The sequence below is a fragment of the Nocardioides sp. NPDC054178 genome, assembly GCF_055585005.1.
Genome location: NZ_JBVJKY010000003.1, coordinates 351960 through 373626, shown reverse-complemented (window position 1 = coordinate 373626; position 21667 = coordinate 351960). Strand labels below are relative to the sequence as shown.

The following is a 21667-nucleotide window of genomic DNA, read 5'->3' as shown; positions in this document are numbered from 1 at the left end:
TCACCCCGTGATCCTGACCGTGGTGGTCGATCCCCAGATCGCGAAGCTCAGGAAGAAGTCCGCGACGACGACGGTGACGATGGACGTACGGATCGCCTTGCCGACCGCGATGCCGACGCCCGCCGGGCCGCCGGAGGCGGTGTAGCCGTAGTAGCAGTGGATCAGGATGATCGCCACCGCGAGGATGATCAGCTTGAGGAAGCTGTAGAGGATGTCGATCGGCGGCAGGAACGCCAGGAAGTAGTGGTCGTACGTCCCGCCCGACTGCCCGTACATCAGCGTCGTGATCAGCCGCGGGCTGAGGTAGGAGGCGCACAGGGCGACGATGTAGAGCGGGATGACGGCCAGGAACCCGGCGATCATCCGCGTGGTGACCAGGTAGGGAAGGCTCGGCACGCCCATCGCCTCGAGCGCATCGATCTCCTCGCTGATGCGCATCGCGCCCAGGCGGGCGGTGTAGCCGCAGCCCACCGTCGCGGCCAGGGCGATCGAGGAGATCAGCGGGGCCACCTCGCGGGTGTTGAAGAAGGCCGAGATGAACGCGGAGAACTTCGCGACACCGATCTGGCTCAGGCTGGCGTAGCCCTGGATGCCGACCTCGGAGCCGGCGAAGAAGGCCATGAAGGCGATCACGCCGACCGTGCCGGCGATCATGGTCAGGCCGCCGGCGCCGAAGGCGACCTCGGCCAGGATGTTGAGCACCTCCCGCTTGTAGCGGCGGATGGTGCGCGGCGCCCAGGCCAGGGCCTTGACGTAGAAGAGCAGCTGGTCGCCATAGCCTTCGACGGCCTGGCGCTGCTCCTTGACGATCTGGTTGCCCACCTGGGCGAGCGTGTTGGACACCGGGGGATCACAACCCGTCCTGAGGAACGATCTGGAAGTAGACCGCGGTCATGATGGAGTTGAGGACGAACAGCATCATGAACGCGATGATCACGGCCTCGTTGACCGCTCGGCCGACGCCACTGGGACCACCCTGGGCGTTGAGACCGTTGTAGGCGCCGATGATCGCCGCCAGGAACCCGAACAGGGCCGACTTGACCATCGAGATGTAGAGGTCGGGCAGGCTCGCCAGCGCGGTGAAGCTCGACAGGAACGCACCGGCGGAGCCGCCCTGGACGATCACGGTGAAGAAGTAGCCGCCACCGATCCCGGTCGCGATCACGATCCCGTTGATCATCACCGAGACGAACAGGCACGCCAGGACCCGCGGGATCACCAGCCGGATCACCGGGTCGATGCCCAGCACCTCCATCGCGTCGATCTCCTCACGGATCTTGCGCGAGCCCATGTCGGAGCAGATCGCCGACCCGGCGGCACCGGCGATGATCAGGGCGGCCGCCATCGGCGCCGCCTCCCTGACCACGGCGAGCACTGCCGTCGCCCCCGCGAACGACTGTGCCCCGAGCTGCCCGGCGAGGTTGCCGACCTGCAGCGAGATGACGGCCCCGAACGGGATCGAGACCAGCACCGCGGGCAGCAGCGTGACGCTGGTGATGAACCAGGCCTGCTCGAGGAACTCCCGGAGCTGGAACTTGGTCGTGAACGTCCCCTTCACGACCTCGCCGGTCATCAGACCCATCCCGCCGACACCTCGGACCAGGGAGGCGAACTGCACTGCCATCCTTCACCTTTCGCGTGGTCTTGTGACTCGGCTCACGTTTCAAGCCTGTAGTAGAACATGTTTCAGTTCTGAGGGCAACGACCCGCCGCGACATGCCCGGGAACAGGGTGGGAGGTATCTCTGTTCAACGACTTACCCGCCGGTAGGTGACGGGGATCACAGGGATCCTCCACCGCCGCGTCACGATGGGCGAACCACCCTTCTCGCCGGCCGGTCCGAGCGTGCTCGCCTGCGCCGGGGGCCGTGCACACACGCCAGAAGACCGCACCGGTGTGTCTCGCCATGCCGGGACCGTTAGATTGGGGACCGTGATGAGACTGTCGCCGGGGGGCGTCATGAGGTTCCTACGCCGCCTGCTCCTCGTTGTCTTCGGCGTGCCGGTCGCGCTCGCCGTCGCGATGAGCCTGGTCGACGGCTACCGCAGCCGCGGCCAACGCGGCCGACGGGGCAAGCCGTTCCCGGTGACGCCACCGCTGACCAACAGCGTCGGCGACGGCACCGTCACCACCTACACCTTCGGCAACGACCTCTACGAGGACATGATCGCCGCCATCGACGGCGCGAAGAAGCAGATCTTCCTCGAGACGTACATCTGGAAGGGCGACGAGGTCGGCCAGCGGTTCAAACAGGCGCTGGCCTCCGCGACCGAGCGCGGGGTCGACGTCTACTGCATCTACGACGAGCTCGCCAACCTCGTGGTGCCCTCCCGCTTCAAGCGCTTCCCCGAGGGGATGCACGTCCTGCGCTACCCCACCTACGCTGCAGGGTGGCGCTTCTTCGACCTCTCCCGCTACGGCCGCGACCACCGCAAGATCCTGGTCGTCGACGACACGGTCGGCTTCGTCGGCGGCTACAACATCGGGACCGCGTACGCCACCGAGTGGCGCGACACGCACGTCCGCATCACCGGCCCCGGCGTCTGGGACCTGCGCCGCGCGTTCGCCGACTTCTGGAACCTCAACCGGCGGCGGCCGCACCCGTTGAACCACCGCAACGGCGCGGAGGGACCGCTGCTCATCGAGACCGCGCCCTCGTGGGAACCCGATCTCCGGTTCCACCGCAACGTGCCCCGGCTGTGGATGTTCCCGATCCGGTCCATGTATCTGGAGGCGATCAACCGGGCCTCCCGCAACATCTACCTGACCACCGCCTACTTCGTCCCCGACGAGGACTTCGTGGACGCGCTCAAGGCCGCGGCCCGGCGCGGGGTCGACGTACGCATCCTGCTGCCGCTGAAGTCGAACCACATCGTCGTCGACTGGATCTCGCGCGGCTACTTCTCCCAGCTCCTCGGCTCGGGAGTGCGGATCCTGCGCTTCAAGGACGCGATGATCCACGCCAAGACCGCCACCGTCGACGGCTTCTGGTCGACCGTCGGCACCGCCAACATCGACCGGCTCTCGCTGACCGGCAACTACGAGATCAACCTGGAGATCTTCGACCGCGACGTCGCCAAGCAGATGGAGGAGATCTTCTCCCGCGACGAGTCCAACGCGATCGAGCTGACCGCCGAGGAGTGGGCCTCCCGCGAGATCCACCGCAAGTTCACCGAGCTCGTCCTCACTCCCCTGCGCCCGCTGCTCTGAGTCAGCAGGAACTCAGCACTCACGAAGGAAGATGCGTGCGCGGCGACATCTTCGGTCCCCGCCGAGGCCGTTTGCCGGCACCTCGGTAGATCAGCGCCACGACACGGGCACGATGCGGACGGAAGCTCTCCAGGTAGTCACGTAGCCGGTCGTCGTCCCAGGCCGCGTTGGTCAGCGCCCAGCCGACGTCCTTGGCGAGGTGGTAGTCGCCGAAGCTGACCGCATCGGGATCACCGAGCGCGCGCTGGCGGACCTCGGCGACGGTCCACTCGCCGATGCCCGGGATGGACGTCAGACGTCGCTCGACCTCCTCGCCGGGCAGACCGGCCGTGCGCTCGACCGCGGTCGCGACCCTGGCCGCGTGCAGGACGGCCTTGGAACGGGCCGGGTCGACCGGCAGGCGCAGCCAGTCCCAGCTGGGGATCGTCCGAAGCACCTCGGGCGTCGGCTGCAGGCGCAGACCGTGATCGGCGCCGGGGCCGGGGGCGACCTCACCGAAGCGCCTGACCAGGTTGCCGAAGCCGCGGAACGCCTCGTGGTTGGTCACCTTCTGCTCGATGATCGAGGGCACCAGCGCCTCCATCACCAGCCCGGTGCGCCCGAACCGCGGCACCTCGAAGCGCTCTAACAGCGTCGCGAGCAGCGGGTCCTCGGTGCGGAACTCCTCGGGACGGTCGTCGGCCCCGAGCAGGGCAGGCACGTGCTCGAGCGCCCACTCGGCACCCTCGCCCCACGCCTCGGACTCCACCTCGGCGTCGCGCTGGCGCAGCCGGAGCGTGGCGGGACCCTGGGGCGTACGGATGGCTCGCCAGTGGTCATCGCCGAGGATCTTGTACGTCGGGTCGCCCAGCCCGCGACGAAGCGGCCGCAGCATCGAGGCCAGGCCCACGGCATAGCCGGGCCGGACCGTCCGCTGCGCACTCATGCCTCGAGATTAGCCCGCGGGAGGACTCGGCTGGTCGTGAGATGGGTCGCGCGGCCGGCGAGGTCGCTGCCGGTGAAGCCGAAGACGTGGTGGGCGCCGTGGAGGGCCTCGGCGGTGACGACCTGGTCGGTGGCGTACGGGAGGACCTCGTAGGTCTGCGGCTCGTCGCCGACGGCGGCGGCCTCGGGGCCGGGGACCTCCTCGACCCACAGCCGGCCGTCGGGGTGCCGGCGCAGCGTCCAGTCGACGATGCGGGCGCGGTAGGTGCCGAGGAGCCGATCGGCGTCGAAGCCTGCGAGCACCTGGTCCGGTGCCACCGGGTCGGGCGCGATCCGGACGCCCGCGAGGTCGTCGAGGAGGTGGCCCACGACGTCGTGGTAGAGCCCGTGGGTGTCGCCGCCGTTGGTGAGCAGCGCGACGGCCAGGCCGTGCTCGGGCACCATCCGGAAGAACGCCGACTGGCCGATCGTCTGGCCGTCGTGGCCGACGAGCCCCTGGCGGGTGTCGTCGAGGGACCAGCCCAGGCCGCGGGCGTCGGTACGGGTCGATGCGGGATGGTCGACCTGCCGGGTGAGCGCCTCGGCGCAGGAGGCGGCCGAGACGACGCGGGTGCCGTCAGGAGCCGTCCCGTCGGCGAGATGCATGGCGGCGAAGCCGAGCAGGTCGCGTACGCGCATCGACAGCATCGCGCCGACCGGGCCGCTGGCGCGGGCCATCCCCCACGCCGGCCCCGGACGCAGGACATGATCGGGTGCGGGGTCGATGTGGCCCATCGCGGCGCGGAACCTGATCGCGTCGTAGGCCGTGGTGGCGACGTGGGTCAGGCCGAGCGGGGTGGCGAGACGCTCCTGGAGCGCCCGGTCCCAGGTGGTGCCCCGCAGCACCTCCACCAGGCGCCCGAGCACCGCGAAGCCGGCGTTGGAGTAGGAGAACCGCTCCCCCGGGGCGAAGATCTGCGGTAGATCGCCCATCGAGGCGACGAACCGTTCGACCGCGTCGTCGCCCGGCCCGTGGTCGGTGAAGATGTCGCCCTCGAAACCGGCCGTGTGGGAGAGCAGCTGGCGGACGGTGATCGCCGCCGCCGCGTCCTCGTCGGCGACCGCGAAACCCGGCAGGTGGCGCCTGATCTCGTCGTCGAGGCCGATCCGGCCCTCGTCGACGAGCTGCATCACCAGGTCGGTGGTCCACAGCTTGGTGATCGAGCCGACCTGGAACAGCGAGTCGGTCGTCGCCTCCACACCGGTCGCGAGGTTCAGGATGCCGCTGGCGTGGTCGACGACCTGGCCGTCCTGGAGCACCCCGACAGCCGCCGCCGGCACGCGATGACGGGCCAGCAGGGCGGGCAGCTCGGACTCGATCCAGGAGCGGGCGACAGCAAGCGACATGGGGCGAGGATAGGCGGGGCATCACCTCGCGCACCGGGCGGGACGGAGCAAGCCGGCGACGACTGTCGGTGCCGTGATGTTCACTGGACACATGCTGCTCGCCGACATCGTCTCCACCTCGAACGCCGTCGCCGCGACCCGGTCGCGCAAGGCGAAGGTCGCCGCGTTGGCCGAGTGTCTCGGCGCGGCCTCGCGCGATGAGCTGCCGGTGGTGACCGCCTATCTCGCCGGCACGCTGCTGCAGCGGCGTACGGGACTGGGGTGGCGCTCTCTCACCGCGCTGCCCCCGCCTGCGGCCGAGGCGTCGCTGACGGTCGGCGACGTCCACGAGACCTTCGAGCGGATGTCGCTGCTCGCGGGCCCGGGTTCGCAGGTGGCCCGGGCGGCCGAGGCCGAGACGCTCTTCGGCGCTGCGACCGACGCGGAGCAGGTCTGGCTTCGGGGCGTGGTCACCGGAGAGGTACGCCAAGGGGCGCTCGACTCGCTGGTGCAGGAGGCGCTCGCGGTGGCCGCCGGGGTGCCGTTGCCCGCCGTACGCCGCGCCGCGATGCTGGCCGGCTCGACCGTGGTGGTCGCCGGTCTCGCCTTCGACGGCGAGGAGGCGCTCGCCGAGGTCGGCCTGGTCGTGGGGCGGCCCGCGCTGCCGATGCTCGCGTCGTCCGCCGGCTCAGTCGAGGAGGCCATGGCGAAGCTCGGCGAGCCGGTCGTGGTCGACACCAAGCTCGACGGCATCAGGATCCAGGCCCACAAGTCGGGCTCGGAGGTGCGCATCGCGACCCGCACCTTGGAGGACATCACCGAGCGGCTGCCCGAGGTGGCGGAGATCGTCGCCTCCTTCCCCGCCGAGACGCTCGTCCTGGACGGCGAGGCCATGACACTGAGCCCCGACGGGCGGCCGCGGCCGTTCCAGGAGACCGCCTCGCGCACCGCGACCCGCTCGGCACCCGGCGCGGTCGTCGCGCCGTACTTCTTCGACATCCTCCACGTCGACGGCCGTGACCTCATCGACCTGGCGCTCGACCAGCGCCTCACCGAGCTCGACCGGGTCGTGCCCGAGCAGCACCGCTCGCCACGACTGGTCACCGTGGACACCGAGGAGGCGGAGCGGTTCGCCACCGACGTGCTCGCTGCCGGCCACGAGGGCGTCGTCGTCAAGGGGGTCGGCCTGCCCTGGGAGGCGGGGCGGCGTGGCTCCGGCTGGATCAAGGTCAAGCCCGTCCACACCCTCGACCTGGTCGTCCTCGGCATCGAGTGGGGCTCGGGACGCCGCAAGGGCTGGCTCTCCAACATCCACCTGGGCGCGCGCGGGCCGAACGGGTTCGTGATGATCGGCAAGACGTTCAAGGGCATGACCGACCAGATGCTGGCCTGGCAGACCGAGCGGTTCACCGAGCTCGCCCTGAGCGACCCGCACAGCGACTGGGCGGTCGAGGTCAGGCCCGAGCAGGTGGTCGAGATCGCCTTCGACGGGGTCCAGCGCTCGACGCGCTATCCGGGCGGGGTCGCGCTGCGGTTCGCCCGGGTGGTGCACTATCGCGACGACAAGACCGCGGCGGAGGCGGACACGATCGAGACCGTCCAAAGCTTTCTCGATTAACACGATAGGGATACCGGTTAAAGACGCTCTCCACCCATCCCCTAATCTCACTGCGTATGCCCCCACATGCCCGGTTCGCCACGCTGCTCGCAGCGCTGGTGATGGTTCTCGGCCTGGCCGCTTCCACCCCAGCTCCTGACTCCCCCGCTCCCGCGGGGGCCGTCACGGTGGCAGCCCCGACCTCGAGCGTGGCCCGGCCGATCCCGCAGGAGACCTTCACGCTGAGCGGCTCCCTGGGCGTGAGCGTGCCGCGGGTGGTGCGGCTGCAGACGTACGACGAGGGCGAGTGGCGGGTCGTGCAGAAGCAGAGCGTCGCGAGGTCGGGTGACTACTCCTTCCAGGTGACCCAGCCCTCCTCGGTGCGCACGCGGTGGCGGGTCCTCGCCTACGGGATCAAGCGCGAGGGGCGCGGCTGGCGGGAGCGGGTCACGGCGCCGCGTACCCTCTTCGGGCAGCCGCAGACGGTCACGACCAGCGTGGCCCGGTCCGTGCGCGCCGGCAGCGCCGTGCGGCTCACCCTCTTCGCCTCGCCGGCCCGCCCCGGCAGGGTGCTCGCCCTCCAGCGCGACAGCGGGCAGGGCTGGCGAACGGTCACCGACCTCACCACCGACGCGACCGGCCACGCGGCGTACGCCTTCAGGACCCGGGGCGTGGCGAAGACCCGGTTCCGGGCGGTCGCCCGCGCGCACCACGGCGCACCCGCGGTCGCGGGACCTGCGGCGGCGGTCTACGCCATCGGGGACAGGCCCGTCGGGGTGATGGCCTGGCGCGGTGACTCCCTCAACTATCCGGAGAACACCCTGGACGCCTTCCGCAGCGCGGTGCGGCAGCGGGCCGACTTCATCGAGATGGACTTCCAGCCCACGGCTGACGGCGAGTGGGTGCTGCTGCACGACGGCGACTTCCGGCGTACGACCGACGTCGAGGCCCGCTTCCCCGAGCGGCGGACCGCGAGTCCGCGGGCGTTCACCCTCGCCGAGGTGCGCTCGCTCGACGCCGGCTCGTGGATGGGGCCGCAGTTCCGTGGCGTCCGGGTGCCGACCATCGAGGAGGCCTTCGACGCCATCGAGGAGGCCGAGCGACTCCACGGCCACCGGGTGCGGCTCGTGGTCGAGCTCAAGGGCGAGAGTGCCGCCGAGATGCGCGCGCTCTACCACAAGGTCGTCTCGCTGCGTCCGAGCTGGGTCTCCCGGAAGAGCCACGGCGACAAGGCGATCTTCATGAGCTTCGAGGCGAGCCACTTCGACTTCCCCGGGGTCGAGCGGACCGGGATGGAGAAGGTCGCCGTCAAGGACGAGCCCGACCCCGCGGACGCGTACGGTCCCGGCTTCGCCCAGGTGCACCTCCACACCAGGGTGCTCGACGCCGCCCTCGTGGACCGCTACCACCGCCAGGGCGCCAAGGTCGGGACCTGGCCGGCCGTCGGCACCGCGGCGGTGCTCCGCGCCGCGGTCTCGGGGGTCGACTACGTCACGACCGACGACGTCGCCGGTGCACGGAGCGCGTTGCTCCGCTAGGCCGATGTGAGGACCGACACTGATAGTGCAACTCCGAGTTGCACGCCGCGTACAGTGTCCGTGTGAGCACCCGACCAAGCACCTCCCACTCCGCCTCGGGCTCCGTCTCGGCCCACGGCTCCGAGTCCGACGGCCGCCGCTCGGCTGCCGCGGCCCGACGCCGTGCCCGCGAGGCAGACATCGTCGCCGCCACCCGCAGGATCTTCGACGAGCGCGGCGTCAGCGACGCCCAGATCGAGGACATCGCCAAGGCGGTCGGCATCAACCGTGCGATCGTCTACCGCCACTTCACCGGCAAGGACGAGATCTTCGCACTGACCCTGGTCGGCTACCTCGACGAGCTCCGCGAGCGGATGCTCACCGCGACCGAGGGCGACAGCGCACCCACCGACGTGGTCCGTGACGTCGTCGGCACCTTCGTCGACTACGGGATCGAGCATCCCGCCTTCGTCGACTGCGCCCAGACGCTGATGCGGCGCAGCGGCTCCGACCTGCTCGACGAGCTCTCCGAGAGCGCCCTGTTCCGTCTGGGCCGAGCGATGAACGGCTGCCTCACCATCCTCACCACGGTCTTCGAGGACGGCGCCGCCTCCGGCGAGCTCCACGTCAAGGACGCCAACCTGCTCGCCAACACCCTCTACGCCTCCGGCCTCGGCGCCCTCCAGCTCGCCCGCGTCGGCATCCTGGTCTCCGAGTCCGCCCCCGGCGTACCCACCGTCGGCTCCGTCTCCCCCGACCAGGTCCGCGACTTCCTCGTCACCTCCGCCCTGGCGCTCACCGCCAAGTAACCCCCACCGAGCCGTCACCCCCGTCGGCCGAGCCGTCACCCCCGTCGGCCGAGCCGTCACGTACGACGGTCGAGCCGTCACGTACGACGGTCGAAGCGTCGCGTACGAGGGCCGAGCCGTCACGCAGGACGGCCGAAGCGTCACGCAGGTCGGCCGACCTGGCATTCAGGTGCCAACTCGGCCGACCGGAGCGACTTCTCGGGCGAAGCATCACGCGCCAGTCGAGACGTCCCGTAGGTCGGCCGAGGTGGCGGCAAGATGCCATCTCGGCCGACGGCGGGGACGCCTCGAGCGACTGGAGCGACGCCTCGGCCGACGGGAGCGACCTCTCGGCCGACCGGGGCGACGCCTCGGCAGACGGGGGCGACGCCTCGGCGATGCGGGGGTTCGACAAGGTCAGGTACGCCGACCGAGCCGTCACGTACGTCGGCCGAGTTGGCAATCGGGTGCCAACTCGGCCGACGGGAGCGACCTCTCGGCCGACCGGAGCGCCGCCTCGGCCGCCGGGGGCGACGCCTCGGCAGGGTTCTACTTCTCCAGGATGGCGACGACGCCCTGGCCGCCAGCGGCGCAGACGGAGATCAGGCCGCGGCCGGAACCCTTCTCGTCGAGCAGCTTGGCGAGGTTGTTGATGATCCGTCCGCCGGTGGCGGCGAAGGGGTGACCGGCAGCGAGGGAGGAGCCCTTGACGTTGAGCTTCTCGCGCGGGACGGTGCCGAGCGGGGCGTCGAGGCCGAGCTTGTCCTTGCAGAAGTCGGGAGACTCCCAGGCGGCGAGGGTGGAGAGGACCTGCGACGCGAACGCCTCGTGGATCTCGAAGAAGTCGAAGTCGTCGAAGGTGAGGCCGTTGCGGGCGAGGAGACGGGGGACGGCGTAGGCCGGAGCCATCAGCAGGCCCTCGCCACCGGCGACGTAGTCGACGGCGGCGACCTCGGCGTCGACGAAGTAGGCCAGGACCGGCAGGTTCTTGGCAGCGGCCCACTCCTCGCTCGCGAAGAGCACGGCCGAGGCGCCGTCGGTCAGCGGCGTCGAGTTGCCGGCCGTCATTGTCGGGTTCTCACCCTTGACACCGAAGACGGGCTTGAGCGTGGCGAGCTTCTCCACCGTCGAGCCCGGGCGGAGGTTGTTGTCCTTCTCCAGGCCGCGGAAGGGGGTGATCTGGTCCTCGAACCAGCCGGCCTCGTAGGCAGCAGCGAGCTTCTGGTGAGAGGCGGCGGCGAGCTCGTCCTGCGCCTCGCGGGTGATGCCCCACTCCTGCGCGGTCAGCGCGGCGTGCTCACCCATGGAGAGCTTGGTGCGCGGCTCGACGTTGGCCGGGATGTTGGGGATGACGTCGGCCGGGCGGAGCTTGGCGAACGCCTTGATCCGGTCGACGTTGGTCTTGGCGCGGTTGGCCTCGAGCAGGACCTTGCGGAGCTTCTCGCCCAGCGCGATCGGCGCGTCGGAGGTGGTGTCGGTGCCACCGGCGATGCCGGACTCGAGCTGGCCGAGCGCAATCTTGTTGGCGATGTAGGTCGCAGCCTGGAGACCGGTGCCGCAGGCCTGCTGCAGGTCGACGGCGGCCGTCTCGGGGGCCAGCTTCGAGCCGAGCACCGACTCACGGGTGAGGTTGAAGTCGCGCGAGTGCTTGAGCACCGCGCCGGAGGCGACCTCACCGATGCGCTCGCCCTCGAGGCCGAAGCGAGCGGCGAGGCCGTCGAGGACGGCGGTGAACATCTCCTGGTTGGACGCGGTCGCGTACGCACCGTTGGAACGGGCGAAGGGAATGCGGTTGCCGCCCACGATGGCGACACGACGGGTGGTGGTCATGGGTTCATCCTTGTCTGATGAAGCTCTTTGGAGAAGGGTATGTCAGAGAGATCACGAAAAGTGGACACCGAGTTACACGCCTAGTTACAACTGGCCAGTAACATACCAACGTACGCCTCAGAGACCACGTCCAGAAGGATTCAGAGAGACCATGAGCGACAAGTACCAGAGCTTCACCCAGTCGGCGATCGGCAAGGTCCTCGTCAAGAACCTCGGGCTGCCGAGCCCCGCCAAGCTCGAGCGGTACGCGGCCGGTGCCCCGCTCGTGAAGGGCACCGTCCTCACCGGCGGACGTGGTCGTCTGGCCGAGTCGCTCAGCGGCCTTCTCGGCGAGCTGGACATCGCCTCGACCGACACCGCGGCGGCCGGCGCCCGTTTCAAGGGCCTCGTCTTCGACGCCACCGGCCTCACCTCGACCGCCGACCTGGTCGCGCTCCAGGAGTTCTTCACCCCGGTGCTGCGCAGCCTGGAGACCAACCCGCGCGTCGTCGTGATCGGCACGCCGCCCGAGCAGCTCAAGGGCGGGGAGCGCGTCGCCCAGCGCGCACTGGAGGGCTTCACCCGCAGCCTCGGCAAGGAGATCGGCAAGGGCGGCACCGTCCAGCTCGTCTACGTCGCCGAGGGCTTCGAGGGCTCGCTGCTCTCGACGCTGGCCTTCCTGCTCTCCCCCAAGAGCGCCTACGTCTCCGGTCAGGTCGTGCGGATCGGCACCAAGAACGCCTCCCCCGCCGCCGAGCAGGTGGACCCGAAGAAGCCGCTGACCGGCAAGGTCGCGCTCGTCACGGGTGCCGCGCGCGGCATCGGCGAGGAGATCGCCAAGGTCCTGCAGCGCGACGGCGCGACCGTCGTCGGCCTCGACATCCCGCCCGCCGAGGACGACCTGAAGAAGGTCACCCCCGACTACATCACCGCCGACATCACCGCCGAGGACGCGCCTGCCAAGATCGCGGCATACCTCCAGGAGAAGTTCGGTGGCGTCGACATCGTCGTGCACAACGCCGGCGTGACCCTCGACAAGAAGCTGGCCAACCAGAAGCCCGACCGCTTCGGCAAGGTGCTGGACATCAACATCACCGCACCCGAGCGGATCACCGCCGAGCTGCTCGAGCAGAAGCTGGTCCGCCCCAACGGCCGCATCATCGGCGTCTCCTCGATCGCCGGCATCGCCGGCAACCTGGGCCAGACCTCCTACGGCGCCTCGAAGGCCGCCGTCATCGGCTTCGTCGACTCGCTGGCCGAGGAGCTTCCCGACGGCATCACCATCAACGCGGTCGCCCCGGGCTTCATCATCACCCAGATGACCGCCGCGGTTCCGTTCGCGACGCGCGAGGTCGGCCAGCGACTCAACGCGATGGCCCAGGGCGGCCTGCCGGTCGACGTCGCCGAGACCATCGCCTGGTACGCGTCACCCGCCTCCACCGGCGTCAACGGCAACGTCGTGCGCGTGTGCGGCCAGATGATGCTGGGGGCCTGATGAGCGCCCCGAGGATCGAGCCCAGCTTCACGGGCAAGTCCGGCCCCGGCCTGCTGGTCCGGGCGGCGCTGCCCGCCATTCCGGGCATCAACGCGCTCCCGGGCATCAAGAAGACCGGCGTCGCCTACGAGGAGCTGAGCCTCACCCGCGAGCCGGTCGTTCTCGACCGCGGTGCCGTAGACGCGTACGCCGAGCTGTGCGGCTTCCCCATCAAGGACACCGTGCCGCTCCCCTACCCGCACATGCTGGCCTTCCCGCTGCACATGGCGCTGATGTCCTCGCCGGACTTCCCCTCGCCCGCGATGGGGATGGTCCACATCGAGAACTCGATCAGCGGCTACCGCCCGGTCTCGGTCGGTGAGGCGGTCGCGGTCACCGCGACCGTGGGGCAGCCCGAGCCGCACCCGGTCGGCAAGGCGTACCGGTTCCTGACCGTCGCCACCGTCGAGGGTGAGGTCGTGTGGGAGTCGACGTCGACCTACCTCGTACGCGGCAAGCGCAACCCCGACGTCTCCTGGAAGTCGGATCTCATCGAGGTCGACCCGTCCGGGCCGGTCTTCCCGCTCAAGGCCGATCTGGGGCGGCGCTACGCCAAGGTCGCCGGCGACTACAACCCGATCCACCTCTACCCGCTGACCGCGAAGGCGCTCGGCTTCAAGCGCCAGATCGCCCACGGGATGTGGACCAAGGCGCGCTGCATCGCGGCCCTGGAGAACCGGCTCCCGGGCTCGGTGCGCGTGGACGTGGCGTTCAAGAAACCGGTCTTCCTGCCCTCCTCGGTCGCCTTCGGCTCGCTGAAGCACCTGGACGGCTACGACTTCTCGCTCCACAAGCGGGGCTCGGACACGCTCCACCTGGTAGGCCGTACGACCGCGCTGTGACCTGCCCGATTTAACCCGTGGCGGGCGAGGTCCCGCAGGTGAGACGGTGCTCGCATGCCTGCCCCACTTCAGCTCGCCTCGGGTTATTCGGAGCGTCCTCTGACGCTCGCGGACGCCGGTGCCGTGACCCGCGTGATGGCCGCGAACGAGCTGGCCACCGTGGGCGAGGTCATCATCGAGGAGGCCGACATCGTCGCGGAGTGGCAGCGGCCCTCCTTCGACGTGGGTGCGGCCACCGTCGGCGTGCTCGGACCCGCCGGTGAGCTGGTGGCCTACGCCGAGTGCTCCGGGGGCGCCCGCGCCGACGCGGCCGTCCACCCCGATCACTGGGATCGCGGGATCGGCACGGCCCTGGCGGGCTGGATCAGCGCCCGCGCGGCCGAGCTCGGGGAGCCGGTCATCGGCATGCCAGTCCCCCAGGGCTCACCCGGCGACCGGCTGCTCGAGTCGTTGAGCTGGTTCGCACGCTGGGAGTCCTGGGTGCTCGCGCTGCCTGAGGACGCAGCGATCCCGGCGCGCGAGCCGCCCGCGGCGTACGCGATCCGGGCGGCGGCGCCGCAGGACCTCGAGCAGGTGTGGACCGTGATCGAGGACGCCTTCCTGGAGTGGTCCGAGCGCGAACGGGAGCCCTACGCAGACTGGGTCGCGACGACGATCGAGCGACCCGGCGCCGAGCCGTGGAACGTCCGCGTGGTCACCGGCCCGGACGGTGCCGTGGTGGCCGCGGCGGTGCTGGTGATGACCGAGGACGGGCGGGAGGGGTACGTCAGCAAGCTGGCCACGCGCAAGGACCAGCGCAACCGTGGCCTGGCCCGGGCGCTCCTCGCCGACGCGTTCGGTGCCGCCCGCGCTCATGGGGCGACCCGCGCGACCCTGTCGACGGATTCGCGCACCGGCGCCCTCGACCTCTATCTCCACGTCGGCATGGAGGTCGAGTCCACCTGGGTCCACCGCGCGACCCGGCCCTGATCCCACCTGGACGCCCCGCGCTGGGCTACCATCTTGCGTCCAGGAGGTGGACAGACATGTCCGACGTACTGATCCGAGGCCTCTCGGACGACGAGCTCGCACGCATCGACACCGAGGCGACGCGGCTGGGGCTCACCCGCAACGAGTATCTCCGCCGGTGGTTCACGCCCGACGCACTGCGTCCGCTGCCACCGGCACGACCCGTGGCCGGCGGCGACTTCGCGAAGTTCGCCCCGCTCGCCGACCGGGGTCTGATGCGTGACGCATGGTCGTAGCCCGACCCTGGTTGATGCACCGGTCGGCCCTCGCCCGGATGTCCACCAGCCCCGACGCCGAGAAGTGGTCCCGTCTGATCGAGCTGGGGCAAGTACGCATCACCACCACGACGCTGCTCGAGATCGGCCATCTGGCCCGCACCGAGCGGGAGTGGTCCGACCTCGTCGAGGACGTGCCGGTGATCCACATGCCGCTCGCGACCCTCACGCCGCGTACGGAGGCACGGGCCCTGGAGATCCAGCGCATCGTGCTGCGCGAGAGCCGTCGGGCCCCCTCGGTGCCCGACCTGCTCGTGGCAGCGGTCGCGGAGGAGGCTGATCTCACCGTGCTCCACGCCGACAACGACGTCGAGCTCATCACCCGCACCACGGGTCAGCCGGTCGAGCGGCTGCGGGCCTGAGGTCGCTCAGAACAGCTCGCGCACCTTCTCGATCGGGCGGGCCAGCACGCCGCGGTCGCCCTTGAGCACGATCGGGCGCTCCATCAGGGCTGGATGCTCGACCATCAGCGCAACCAGCTCGTCCTCGGACAGGTCGCGGTTGCCCAGGTCCAGCTCCTTGTAGACCGGCTCCCGCTTTCGCAGTACGTCGCGCGCACCCAGACCGGTCTTCGCGAGGATGTCCTTGACCTCCTCGGCCCGCAGGCCGAGCACGTGGTAGTCGACCTTCTCGAAGTCGACGCCCTCCTCCTCGAGGAGGACGAACAGCTTCCGACACGTCGTGCAGGTCGGCTTCTCGTACACGGTGATCTGATCCACGGCGCCACCTTAGCCCGCGGCGTTCGTGCACTAGCGCGGCAGGCCACCAGGTTGTGCGATAGTGCGCTGGCCTATTCAGAACATGCGATGCCACAGACACTGAGTCGGCTCGTCCTGACCGAAAAACCCGTCGAGTCGGCTCGTCATAACGAGTCGACTCGACGCCGGATCTGGTCAAGACGAGCCGACTCGAGGCCGGATCTGGTCAAGATGAGCCGACTCGACGCCGGATCTCGTCAAGACGAGCCGACTCGACGCCAGATCTCGTCAAGACGAGCCGAGTCGGCGCCTCAGGCGCGGGGTGGGCGGATGAGGCCCTCTTGCGCGACCGTGGCGGCCAGGATGCCGTCGGCGGTGAAGACGCGGCCGATGGAGAGGCCGCGGCCGCCGTAGGCAGCCGGGCTCTCCTGGTCGTAGAGCCACCACTCATCCGCGCGGAAGGGGCGGTGGAACCAGATGGTGTGGTCGAGGGAGGCCATCTGGATGCCCTTGTGGTCCAGCGAGTGGGCCGCCAGGGAGGCGCCGAGGAGCGAGATGTCGGAGGCCCAGGTGAAGGCGCCGCGCTGGATGTCGGGATCATCGGGGAGCGAGGCACCCAGGCGGATCCAGAGGCGCTGCTGCGCGGGACGGGCGGGGTCGGGCTTGATGCCGAGCAGCGAGTTGCCGACCGCACGCACCTCGACCGCCTCCCACTCACGCGCCAGCGAGACGGCCTCGGGGCTGCCCGAGTCGGCCATCATCTTGAGGAAGTCGATGCACTTCTCGGGCGCGGGGACCGACGGCATCGCGTCCTGGTGCTCGAAGCCGGACTCCTCACGCTGGAAGTTGGCGGTGAGGTAGTAGATGTCGCGCCCCTTCTGGCGCGCGCGGACCCGCCGGGTCTCGAAGGAGCGCCCGTCGCGGATCCGCTCGACGTCGTAGACGATCGGATAGGACGGGTCACCCGGCAGCAGGAAGTAGGAGTGCATGGAGTGCACCGTGAAGGCCGGGTCGGCCGACCGCACCGCGGCCATCAGCGCCTGCGCGGCCACCTGGCCGCCGTAGGCCCGGCCGCGCGAGTTGCGGGTGGTGGTGGCGCCGTGGAAGAGGTCCTTGTCGATCTCGACCAGGTCGAGCACTCCTACCAGCTCGGCCACTGCCTGATCCGCCGCTACGGCGTCCGTCGTCATGGGAGTGAGTGTCTCTCAATCCTTCTCAGGGTTGTCATCGGGGTCGGGACCGTTCAGTCCCGCCAGGAACTGCTCGAACTGCTCGCCGAGCTCGTCGCCGGTCGGCAGCGGCTCGTCGGAGGCCAGCAGGGAGCGTCCGGACTCCTCGCCGCGCTGGAAGGTGTCGTACTGCTGCTCGAGGGCGGCCACGACCTCGCGTACCTCGGCATTGTCCTCGATGTAGGAGGTGATCTCCTCCTCGCGGCGCTGCGCCTCGGCCTCCAGGTCGGAGACCGGGATCGTCAGCCGGGCCGCACGCTCGAGCTCCTCGACGAGGACGACCGCCGCGGCCGGGTAGTCGCTCTGGGCCAGGTAGTGCGGCATGTGCACGACGAAGCCGCCTGCCGGGTGGCCCCACTCCCCCAGGCGTACCTCCACCAGGGCCTGGGCGGAGGCCGGGATCCGGATCTCGCCCTTCCATGGGCTCTCCCAGACCTGGCCGGCGAGCTCCTGGGCGGGGTCGTTGGCGTGCCGGGTCGTGGTCAGCGGCCGGGTGTGCGGCACCGCCATCGGCACGGAGGCCAGTGCGATCACCTCGGTCACGCCGAGGCGCTCGATGACCTCGCGTACGGCGCCGGCGAAGGCCTCCCAGCGGTTGTCCGGCTCGGGGCCGTGCAGCAGGAGGTAGGGCGTCTCACCGGTGTCCTTGAGCAGCCGGACGACCAGCCGCGGCGCGTCGAAGGACTCGTAGTGGTCGCTGACGAACGAGATCGCCGGGCGGCGGGCCCGGTAGTCGTGGAGCTCGTCGACATCGAAGGTCGCCACCACCGGCGCTCGCCTCGAGGTCTGGATCAGATGCGCCGCGGCCCGCTCGGCGGCCTTGCCCGCGTCGAGGAAGCCGTCCAGGACGACCACCAGCGGAAGCTGGTCCCCACCGGCAAGGATGATCTCCTCGGGCAGGTCGTCCACGATGTGCACCAGTCGTGATCCGGCCATCGGTGTCTCCTCCCGTTGCGTTCGGCCCTCGCGGACCTCGTCGTCGCTCGCCTCGCCAGGGATCGCGACCCTGGGGCTCAACCTTCTCAATACACGCTTCCACATGACGACAGCGCAGCATTCTGGACGCCCACGTTATTCCCAAGCCGACGCGCGGGGACCGTCGGGCTCGCCTGCGACGGGCGGTGTGACCTCCCCCTCGGTGCGGCCGTTGTTACTAGCGGGTAATGTAGGCGCCGGGCACCACCCGTGCCCGCACCACCAGCGTTGCCAAGCGGCAACCGACCGGCAATTCACATGGAGTGACACGGTGACCCGACAGCTGCGAGAAGTCGTCTTCGTCGACGGCGTACGCACACCTTTCGGCAAGGCCAAGGGCCAGTACGCCGAGACCCGCGCAGACGACCTGGTCGTCAAGCTCATCCGTGAGCTCACGCGCCGCAACCCCGAGCTTCCCCCGGAGCGGATCGACGAGGTCGCCATCGCCGCGACCACGCAGATCGGCGACCAGGGCCTGACGATCGGCCGCACCGCGGGCCTGCTCGCCGGGCTTCCGCAGTCGGTTCCCGGCTACGCGATCGACCGGATGTGCGCCGGCGCGATGACCGCCGTCACCACGACCGCCGGCGGCATCGCCTTCGGCGCCTACGACGTCGTCATCGCCGGCGGTGTCGAGCACATGGGCCGCCACCCGATGGGCGAGGGCGTCGACCCCAACCCGCGGATCATCTCCGAGAAGCTCGTCGACCCCTCGGCGCTCGTCATGGGCAACACCGCCGAGAACGTCCACGACCGCTACCCGGCGATCACCAAGGAGCGCACCGACGCGTTCGCCGTCCGCTCCCAGGAGCTGGCGGCCAAGGCGTACGCCGACGGCAAGATCCAGCCCGACCTGGTCCCCGTCGCCACCCGCTCGGCCGAGAACGGCTGGGGCCTGGCCACCACCGACGAGCCGATGCGTCCCGGCACCACCACCGAGGACCTGGCCAAGCTGAAGACCCCGTTCCGTCCGCACGGCCGCGTCACCGCAGGCAACGCGGCGGGCATCAACGACGGCGCGACCGCCTCGCTGCTGGCCTCCGAGGACGTCGCCCGCGAGCTCGGTCTGCCGATCAAGATGCGACTGGTGTCCTACGCCTTCGCCGGCGTCGCGCCCGAGGTCATGGCCGTCGGCCCGATCCCGTCGACCGAGAAGGCGCTGGCCAAGGCCGGGCTCACGATCGACGACATCGAGGCCTTCGAGGTCAACGAGGCGTTCGCGATCCAGGTCCTCGCGTTCCTGGACCACTTCGGCATCGCCGAGGACGACGAGCGCGTGAACCCCTACGGTGGCGCGATCGCGTTCGGTCACCCGCTGGCCTCCTCCGGTGTGCGGCTGATGATCCAGCTCGCGCGCCAGTTCGAGGAGCGCCCCGAGGTCCGCTACGGCCTCACCACCATGTGCATCGGCCTGGGTATGGGCGGCACGGTCATCTGGGAGAACCCGAACTGGACTGGGGAGTCGAAGTGACTGACATCAACACCCTTCTCGCTGATGTCGAGAAGCTCTTCTCCGACGACGAGGTCGTGACCGCGGCCAAGCTGACGAAGATCAACCTGCCCTCCGGCAAGGTCCTCGGCCTGGTCACCCTCGACAACGGCCACGACCACACCCGGCCGAACACCTTCGGGCCGAAGTCGCTGGTCGAGCTCAACACGGCGTACGACGCGGCCCTGGCCGACCCCGAGATCGACGCGATCGCGGTGACCGGCAAGCCGTTCATCCTCGCGGCCGGCGCCGACCTGACCTCGCTGCAGGCGGGCGGTCCCGACGGGATCCGTACGATCGCCGAGCTCGGCCACGCGGTCTTCCGCAAGCTGGGCGACGGCAACGGCACCACGAAGAAGCCGTCCTTCGGCTTCATCAACGGACTCGCGCTCGGCGGTGGCCTCGAGGTCGCGCTGCACGCCGACTACCGCACGATCCAGGACTCGGTGCCGGCCGTCGGCCTGCCCGAGGTCATGCTCGGCCTGATCCCCGGCTGGGGCGGCGGCTACCTGCTGCCGAACCTGATCGGTCCGGCCAAGGCCGCCAAGGTCTTCATCGAGAACCCCCTCAACAACGGCAAGGTGCTCAAGGGCACCGAGGCCTTCGACCTGGGCATCGCGGACGCGATCTTCGGTGGCGCCGACTACCTGGAGCAGTCGCTGCTGTGGGCCGACGGCGTCCTGTCCGGGACCGTCGAGGTCACCCGTGAGCAGATCGACCGTGGCGACGCCTGGGACGAGGCGGCCAAGAACGCCGGCTTCTTCGCCTGGGCCAAGACCGGCGACGCCTCCCCGGCCGCCAAGAAGGCCGTCGAGCTGCTCACCCTGGCCAAGACGGCGACCCGCGACGAGGGTTTCGCGGCCGAGGACGACGCCCTCGTGGCGATGTCGAAGACCCCGCAGCTGCTCGCCTCGCTCTACTCCTTCGACCTGGTGCAGAAGCGGGCCAAGCGGCCCGCGGGCGCGCCCGACAAGGCGCTCGCGCAGAAGGTCACCAAGGTCGGCATCATCGGTGCCGGTCTGATGGCCTCGCAGTTCGCGCTGCTCTTCGTCCAGCGTCTCAAGGTCCCGGTCGTCATGGTCGACCTGGACCAGGAGCGTGCCGACAAGGGCGTGGCGTACGTCCACGCCGAGCTCGACAAGAAGCTCGCCAAGGGACGCGCGAGCCAGGATGCGACCAACCGCCTCAAGGCGCTGGTGACCGCATCCGTGGACTACGCGGAGGCCTTCTCCGACGCCGACTTCATCATCGAGGCCGTCTTCGAGGAGATGGGCGTCAAGAAGACCGTCTTCGCCAACGCCGAGGCGGTCGCGCCGGAGACCGCGGTCTTCGCCACGAACACCTCGAGCCTCTCGATCACGGAGATGGCTGCCGACCTCAAGAACCCCGAGCGGGTCGTGGGCTTCCACTTCTTCAACCCGGTCGCGGTGATGCCGCTGCTGGAGATCATCCGCGGCGAGAAGACCTCGGACGCGGCCCTGGCCACGGCGTTCTCCGTCTCGAAGTCGCTGAAGAAGACCTCGATCCTGGTCAAGGACAGCCCGTCCTTCATCGTGAACCGGCTCCTGGGCCGCTTCATGGGCGAGGTCTCCAAGGTCGCCGACGAGGGCACCCCGGTCGACGTGGTCGAGGCCGCGTTCGCCGGTGTCGCGCCGATGGGCCCGTTCACGCTGATCGGCCTGGTCGGTCCCGCGATCGCCTACCACAACAACGAGACGCTCGCGAAGGCGTTCCCGGACCGGTTCTACCTCTCCGAGAACCTCCACAAGGTCGTCGAGGCCAAGAAGAGCTCCTTCTTCGGTCCTGACGGGCGCACCCTCGACCCGGAGGTCGAGGCGCTCCTCACCACCGGCGACGTCGTCAAGACCGCCGAGGAGACCCGGCAGCAGGCGCTGGAGGCCATCGCCGACGAGATCGGCCGGATGCTCGAGGAGGGCGTCGCGCAGGCCGCCGAGGACATCGACCTGGCGATGATCACCGGTGCCGGCTTCCAGTTCTGGAACGGCGGCATCACCCAGCTCCTCGACCGCGAGGGCATCTCCGAGAAGGTCACCGGCAAGAAGTTCCACTGACGCAGACAAGTCCGCCCCCGACCGAGCTGATCGGTCGGGGGCGGTCCCATGCCGGGCCGGGGCTCAGGCCTTGTCGGTGGCGACCTTTCCGCCGCCGACCGCCGTCCCCGGCGTGCCCGGCGTAGCGACGTTCTGCCGCGCACGGGGCCGCTGCTGGCGACCGGAGGCCTGCGCCGAGCCGCGTCGGCCTTCGATCCGCTTGCGGATCTGTTCGTCCGCCGCTCTGAGATCGAACGGCGCCGACATCTGCTCAGGTGACCAACGGAACTCGGCCACGAGGTCGTCATAGAGCATTGAATCCCCCGAGTGCTGTGTGGTGACGTGACCGGGGGCCC

The 21667-nt window shown here is 69.9% G+C and carries 20 protein-coding genes; 11 read left to right on the top strand and 9 right to left on the bottom strand.

Annotated features, from left to right (window positions below; translation table 11 throughout):
- Together ACZ6WN_RS14370 and ACZ6WN_RS14365 are read right to left on the bottom strand one after the other, a co-directional pair.
- Window positions 1-843 carry an MlaE family ABC transporter permease gene (locus ACZ6WN_RS14370; RefSeq protein WP_091041523.1) on the bottom strand — a complete coding sequence of 281 codons (843 nt, stop codon included), beginning with the start codon at window positions 841-843 and terminating at the stop codon, window positions 1-3.
- A 7-nt stretch (window positions 844-850) separates the two neighbouring features.
- Window positions 851-1624 carry an MlaE family ABC transporter permease gene (locus ACZ6WN_RS14365; RefSeq protein WP_465865389.1) on the bottom strand — a complete coding sequence of 258 codons (774 nt, stop codon included), beginning with the start codon at window positions 1622-1624 and terminating at the stop codon, window positions 851-853.
- Window positions 1625-1959: 335 nt separating this feature from the next.
- On the opposite strand from ACZ6WN_RS14365, the gene ACZ6WN_RS14360 reads away from it, so the two are divergent.
- Window positions 1960-3210, top strand: a complete 1251-nt coding sequence (locus ACZ6WN_RS14360) for a phospholipase D-like domain-containing protein (RefSeq protein WP_465865388.1) — start codon at window positions 1960-1962, stop codon at window positions 3208-3210.
- Window positions 3211-3229: 19 nt separating this feature from the next.
- On the opposite strand, the gene ACZ6WN_RS14355 is transcribed toward ACZ6WN_RS14360, so the two are convergent.
- Both ACZ6WN_RS14355 and ACZ6WN_RS14350 read right to left on the bottom strand, forming a co-directional pair.
- On the bottom strand, window positions 3230-4135 hold the full coding sequence (locus ACZ6WN_RS14355; RefSeq protein WP_465865387.1) for a DNA-3-methyladenine glycosylase family protein: 906 nt from the start codon (window positions 4133-4135) through the stop codon (window positions 3230-3232).
- Complete coding sequence (locus ACZ6WN_RS14350) at window positions 4132-5520, bottom strand: serine hydrolase domain-containing protein (protein WP_465865385.1); 1389 nt, start codon at window positions 5518-5520, stop codon at window positions 4132-4134. Before ACZ6WN_RS14350 ends, ACZ6WN_RS14355 begins: the two co-directional genes overlap by 4 nt.
- Window positions 5521-5596: 76 nt before the next feature.
- Between ACZ6WN_RS14350 and ACZ6WN_RS14345 the strand changes: the two genes are divergently transcribed.
- The 3 genes from ACZ6WN_RS14345 (at window position 5597) to ACZ6WN_RS14335 (ending at window position 9422) form a co-directional block, all read left to right on the top strand.
- Complete coding sequence (locus ACZ6WN_RS14345; RefSeq protein WP_465865384.1) at window positions 5597-7117, top strand: ATP-dependent DNA ligase; 1521 nt, start codon at window positions 5597-5599, stop codon at window positions 7115-7117.
- A 56-nt stretch (window positions 7118-7173) separates the two neighbouring features.
- Window positions 7174-8634 (top strand): glycerophosphodiester phosphodiesterase, encoded by a 1461-nt coding sequence (locus tag ACZ6WN_RS14340; protein WP_465865383.1) that lies wholly within the window; start codon window positions 7174-7176, stop codon window positions 8632-8634.
- Between the two features lie 62 nt (window positions 8635-8696).
- Window positions 8697-9422, top strand: a complete 726-nt coding sequence (locus ACZ6WN_RS14335; protein WP_465865381.1) for a TetR/AcrR family transcriptional regulator — start codon at window positions 8697-8699, stop codon at window positions 9420-9422.
- 528 nt (window positions 9423-9950) lie between these two features.
- On the opposite strand, the gene ACZ6WN_RS14330 is transcribed toward ACZ6WN_RS14335, so the two are convergent.
- On the bottom strand, window positions 9951-11231 hold the full coding sequence (locus tag ACZ6WN_RS14330) for an acetyl-CoA C-acetyltransferase (RefSeq protein WP_465865380.1): 1281 nt from the start codon (window positions 11229-11231) through the stop codon (window positions 9951-9953).
- Window positions 11232-11382: 151 nt separating this feature from the next.
- Here ACZ6WN_RS14330 and ACZ6WN_RS14325 point away from each other — a divergent pair, with 151 nt between their 5' ends.
- The 5 genes from ACZ6WN_RS14325 to ACZ6WN_RS14305 are packed head-to-tail and all read left to right on the top strand — an operon-like array spanning window position 11383 to window position 15231.
- The gene (locus ACZ6WN_RS14325) at window positions 11383-12705 is read left to right on the top strand and encodes a 3-oxoacyl-ACP reductase (RefSeq protein WP_465865379.1); all 1323 of its coding nucleotides are present in this window, start codon (window positions 11383-11385) and stop codon (window positions 12703-12705) included.
- Window positions 12705-13586, top strand: coding sequence for a MaoC/PaaZ C-terminal domain-containing protein (locus ACZ6WN_RS14320; RefSeq protein ID WP_465865377.1), 882 nt, complete (start codon window positions 12705-12707; stop codon window positions 13584-13586). Before ACZ6WN_RS14325 ends, ACZ6WN_RS14320 begins: the two co-directional genes overlap by 1 nt.
- 54 nt (window positions 13587-13640) lie before the next feature.
- Complete coding sequence (locus ACZ6WN_RS14315; protein WP_465865376.1) at window positions 13641-14555, top strand: GNAT family N-acetyltransferase; 915 nt, start codon at window positions 13641-13643, stop codon at window positions 14553-14555.
- A gap of 56 nt (window positions 14556-14611) precedes the next feature.
- On the top strand, window positions 14612-14830 hold the full coding sequence (gene vapB, locus ACZ6WN_RS14310; protein WP_091041496.1) for a type II toxin-antitoxin system VapB family antitoxin: 219 nt from the start codon (window positions 14612-14614) through the stop codon (window positions 14828-14830).
- A complete protein-coding gene (locus ACZ6WN_RS14305) occupies window positions 14821-15231 on the top strand; it encodes a PIN domain-containing protein (RefSeq protein ID WP_465865374.1) in 411 nt (136 codons plus the stop codon). The genes vapB and ACZ6WN_RS14305 overlap by 10 nt, the downstream gene beginning before the upstream one ends.
- Window positions 15232-15237: 6 nt before the next feature.
- On the opposite strand, the gene ACZ6WN_RS14300 is transcribed toward ACZ6WN_RS14305, so the two are convergent.
- The 3 genes from ACZ6WN_RS14300 to ACZ6WN_RS14290 all read right to left on the bottom strand — a co-directional run bounded on the left by ACZ6WN_RS14300 (window position 15238) and on the right by ACZ6WN_RS14290 (window position 17732).
- A complete protein-coding gene (locus ACZ6WN_RS14300; protein ID WP_465865373.1) occupies window positions 15238-15588 on the bottom strand; it encodes an arsenate reductase family protein in 351 nt (116 codons plus the stop codon).
- A 290-nt stretch (window positions 15589-15878) separates the two neighbouring features.
- On the bottom strand, window positions 15879-16757 hold the full coding sequence (locus ACZ6WN_RS14295) for an acyl-CoA thioesterase (protein WP_465865371.1): 879 nt from the start codon (window positions 16755-16757) through the stop codon (window positions 15879-15881).
- Between the two features lie 15 nt (window positions 16758-16772).
- Window positions 16773-17732 (bottom strand): proteasome assembly chaperone family protein, encoded by a 960-nt coding sequence (locus tag ACZ6WN_RS14290; RefSeq protein ID WP_465865369.1) that lies wholly within the window; start codon window positions 17730-17732, stop codon window positions 16773-16775.
- A 310-nt stretch (window positions 17733-18042) separates the two neighbouring features.
- Between ACZ6WN_RS14290 and ACZ6WN_RS14285 the strand changes: the two genes are divergently transcribed.
- Window positions 18043-19242 (top strand): thiolase family protein, encoded by a 1200-nt coding sequence (locus ACZ6WN_RS14285; RefSeq protein ID WP_350658645.1) that lies wholly within the window; start codon window positions 18043-18045, stop codon window positions 19240-19242.
- Entirely contained in the window at window positions 19239-21332 is a 2094-nt protein-coding gene (locus tag ACZ6WN_RS14280) for a 3-hydroxyacyl-CoA dehydrogenase NAD-binding domain-containing protein (RefSeq protein ID WP_465865367.1), read from the top strand. Before ACZ6WN_RS14285 ends, ACZ6WN_RS14280 begins: the two co-directional genes overlap by 4 nt.
- Before the next feature lie 63 nt (window positions 21333-21395).
- On the opposite strand, the gene ACZ6WN_RS14275 is transcribed toward ACZ6WN_RS14280, so the two are convergent.
- Entirely contained in the window at window positions 21396-21626 is a 231-nt protein-coding gene (locus tag ACZ6WN_RS14275) for a hypothetical protein (RefSeq protein WP_465865365.1), read from the bottom strand.
- Window positions 21627-21667: the final 41 nt, after the last annotated feature.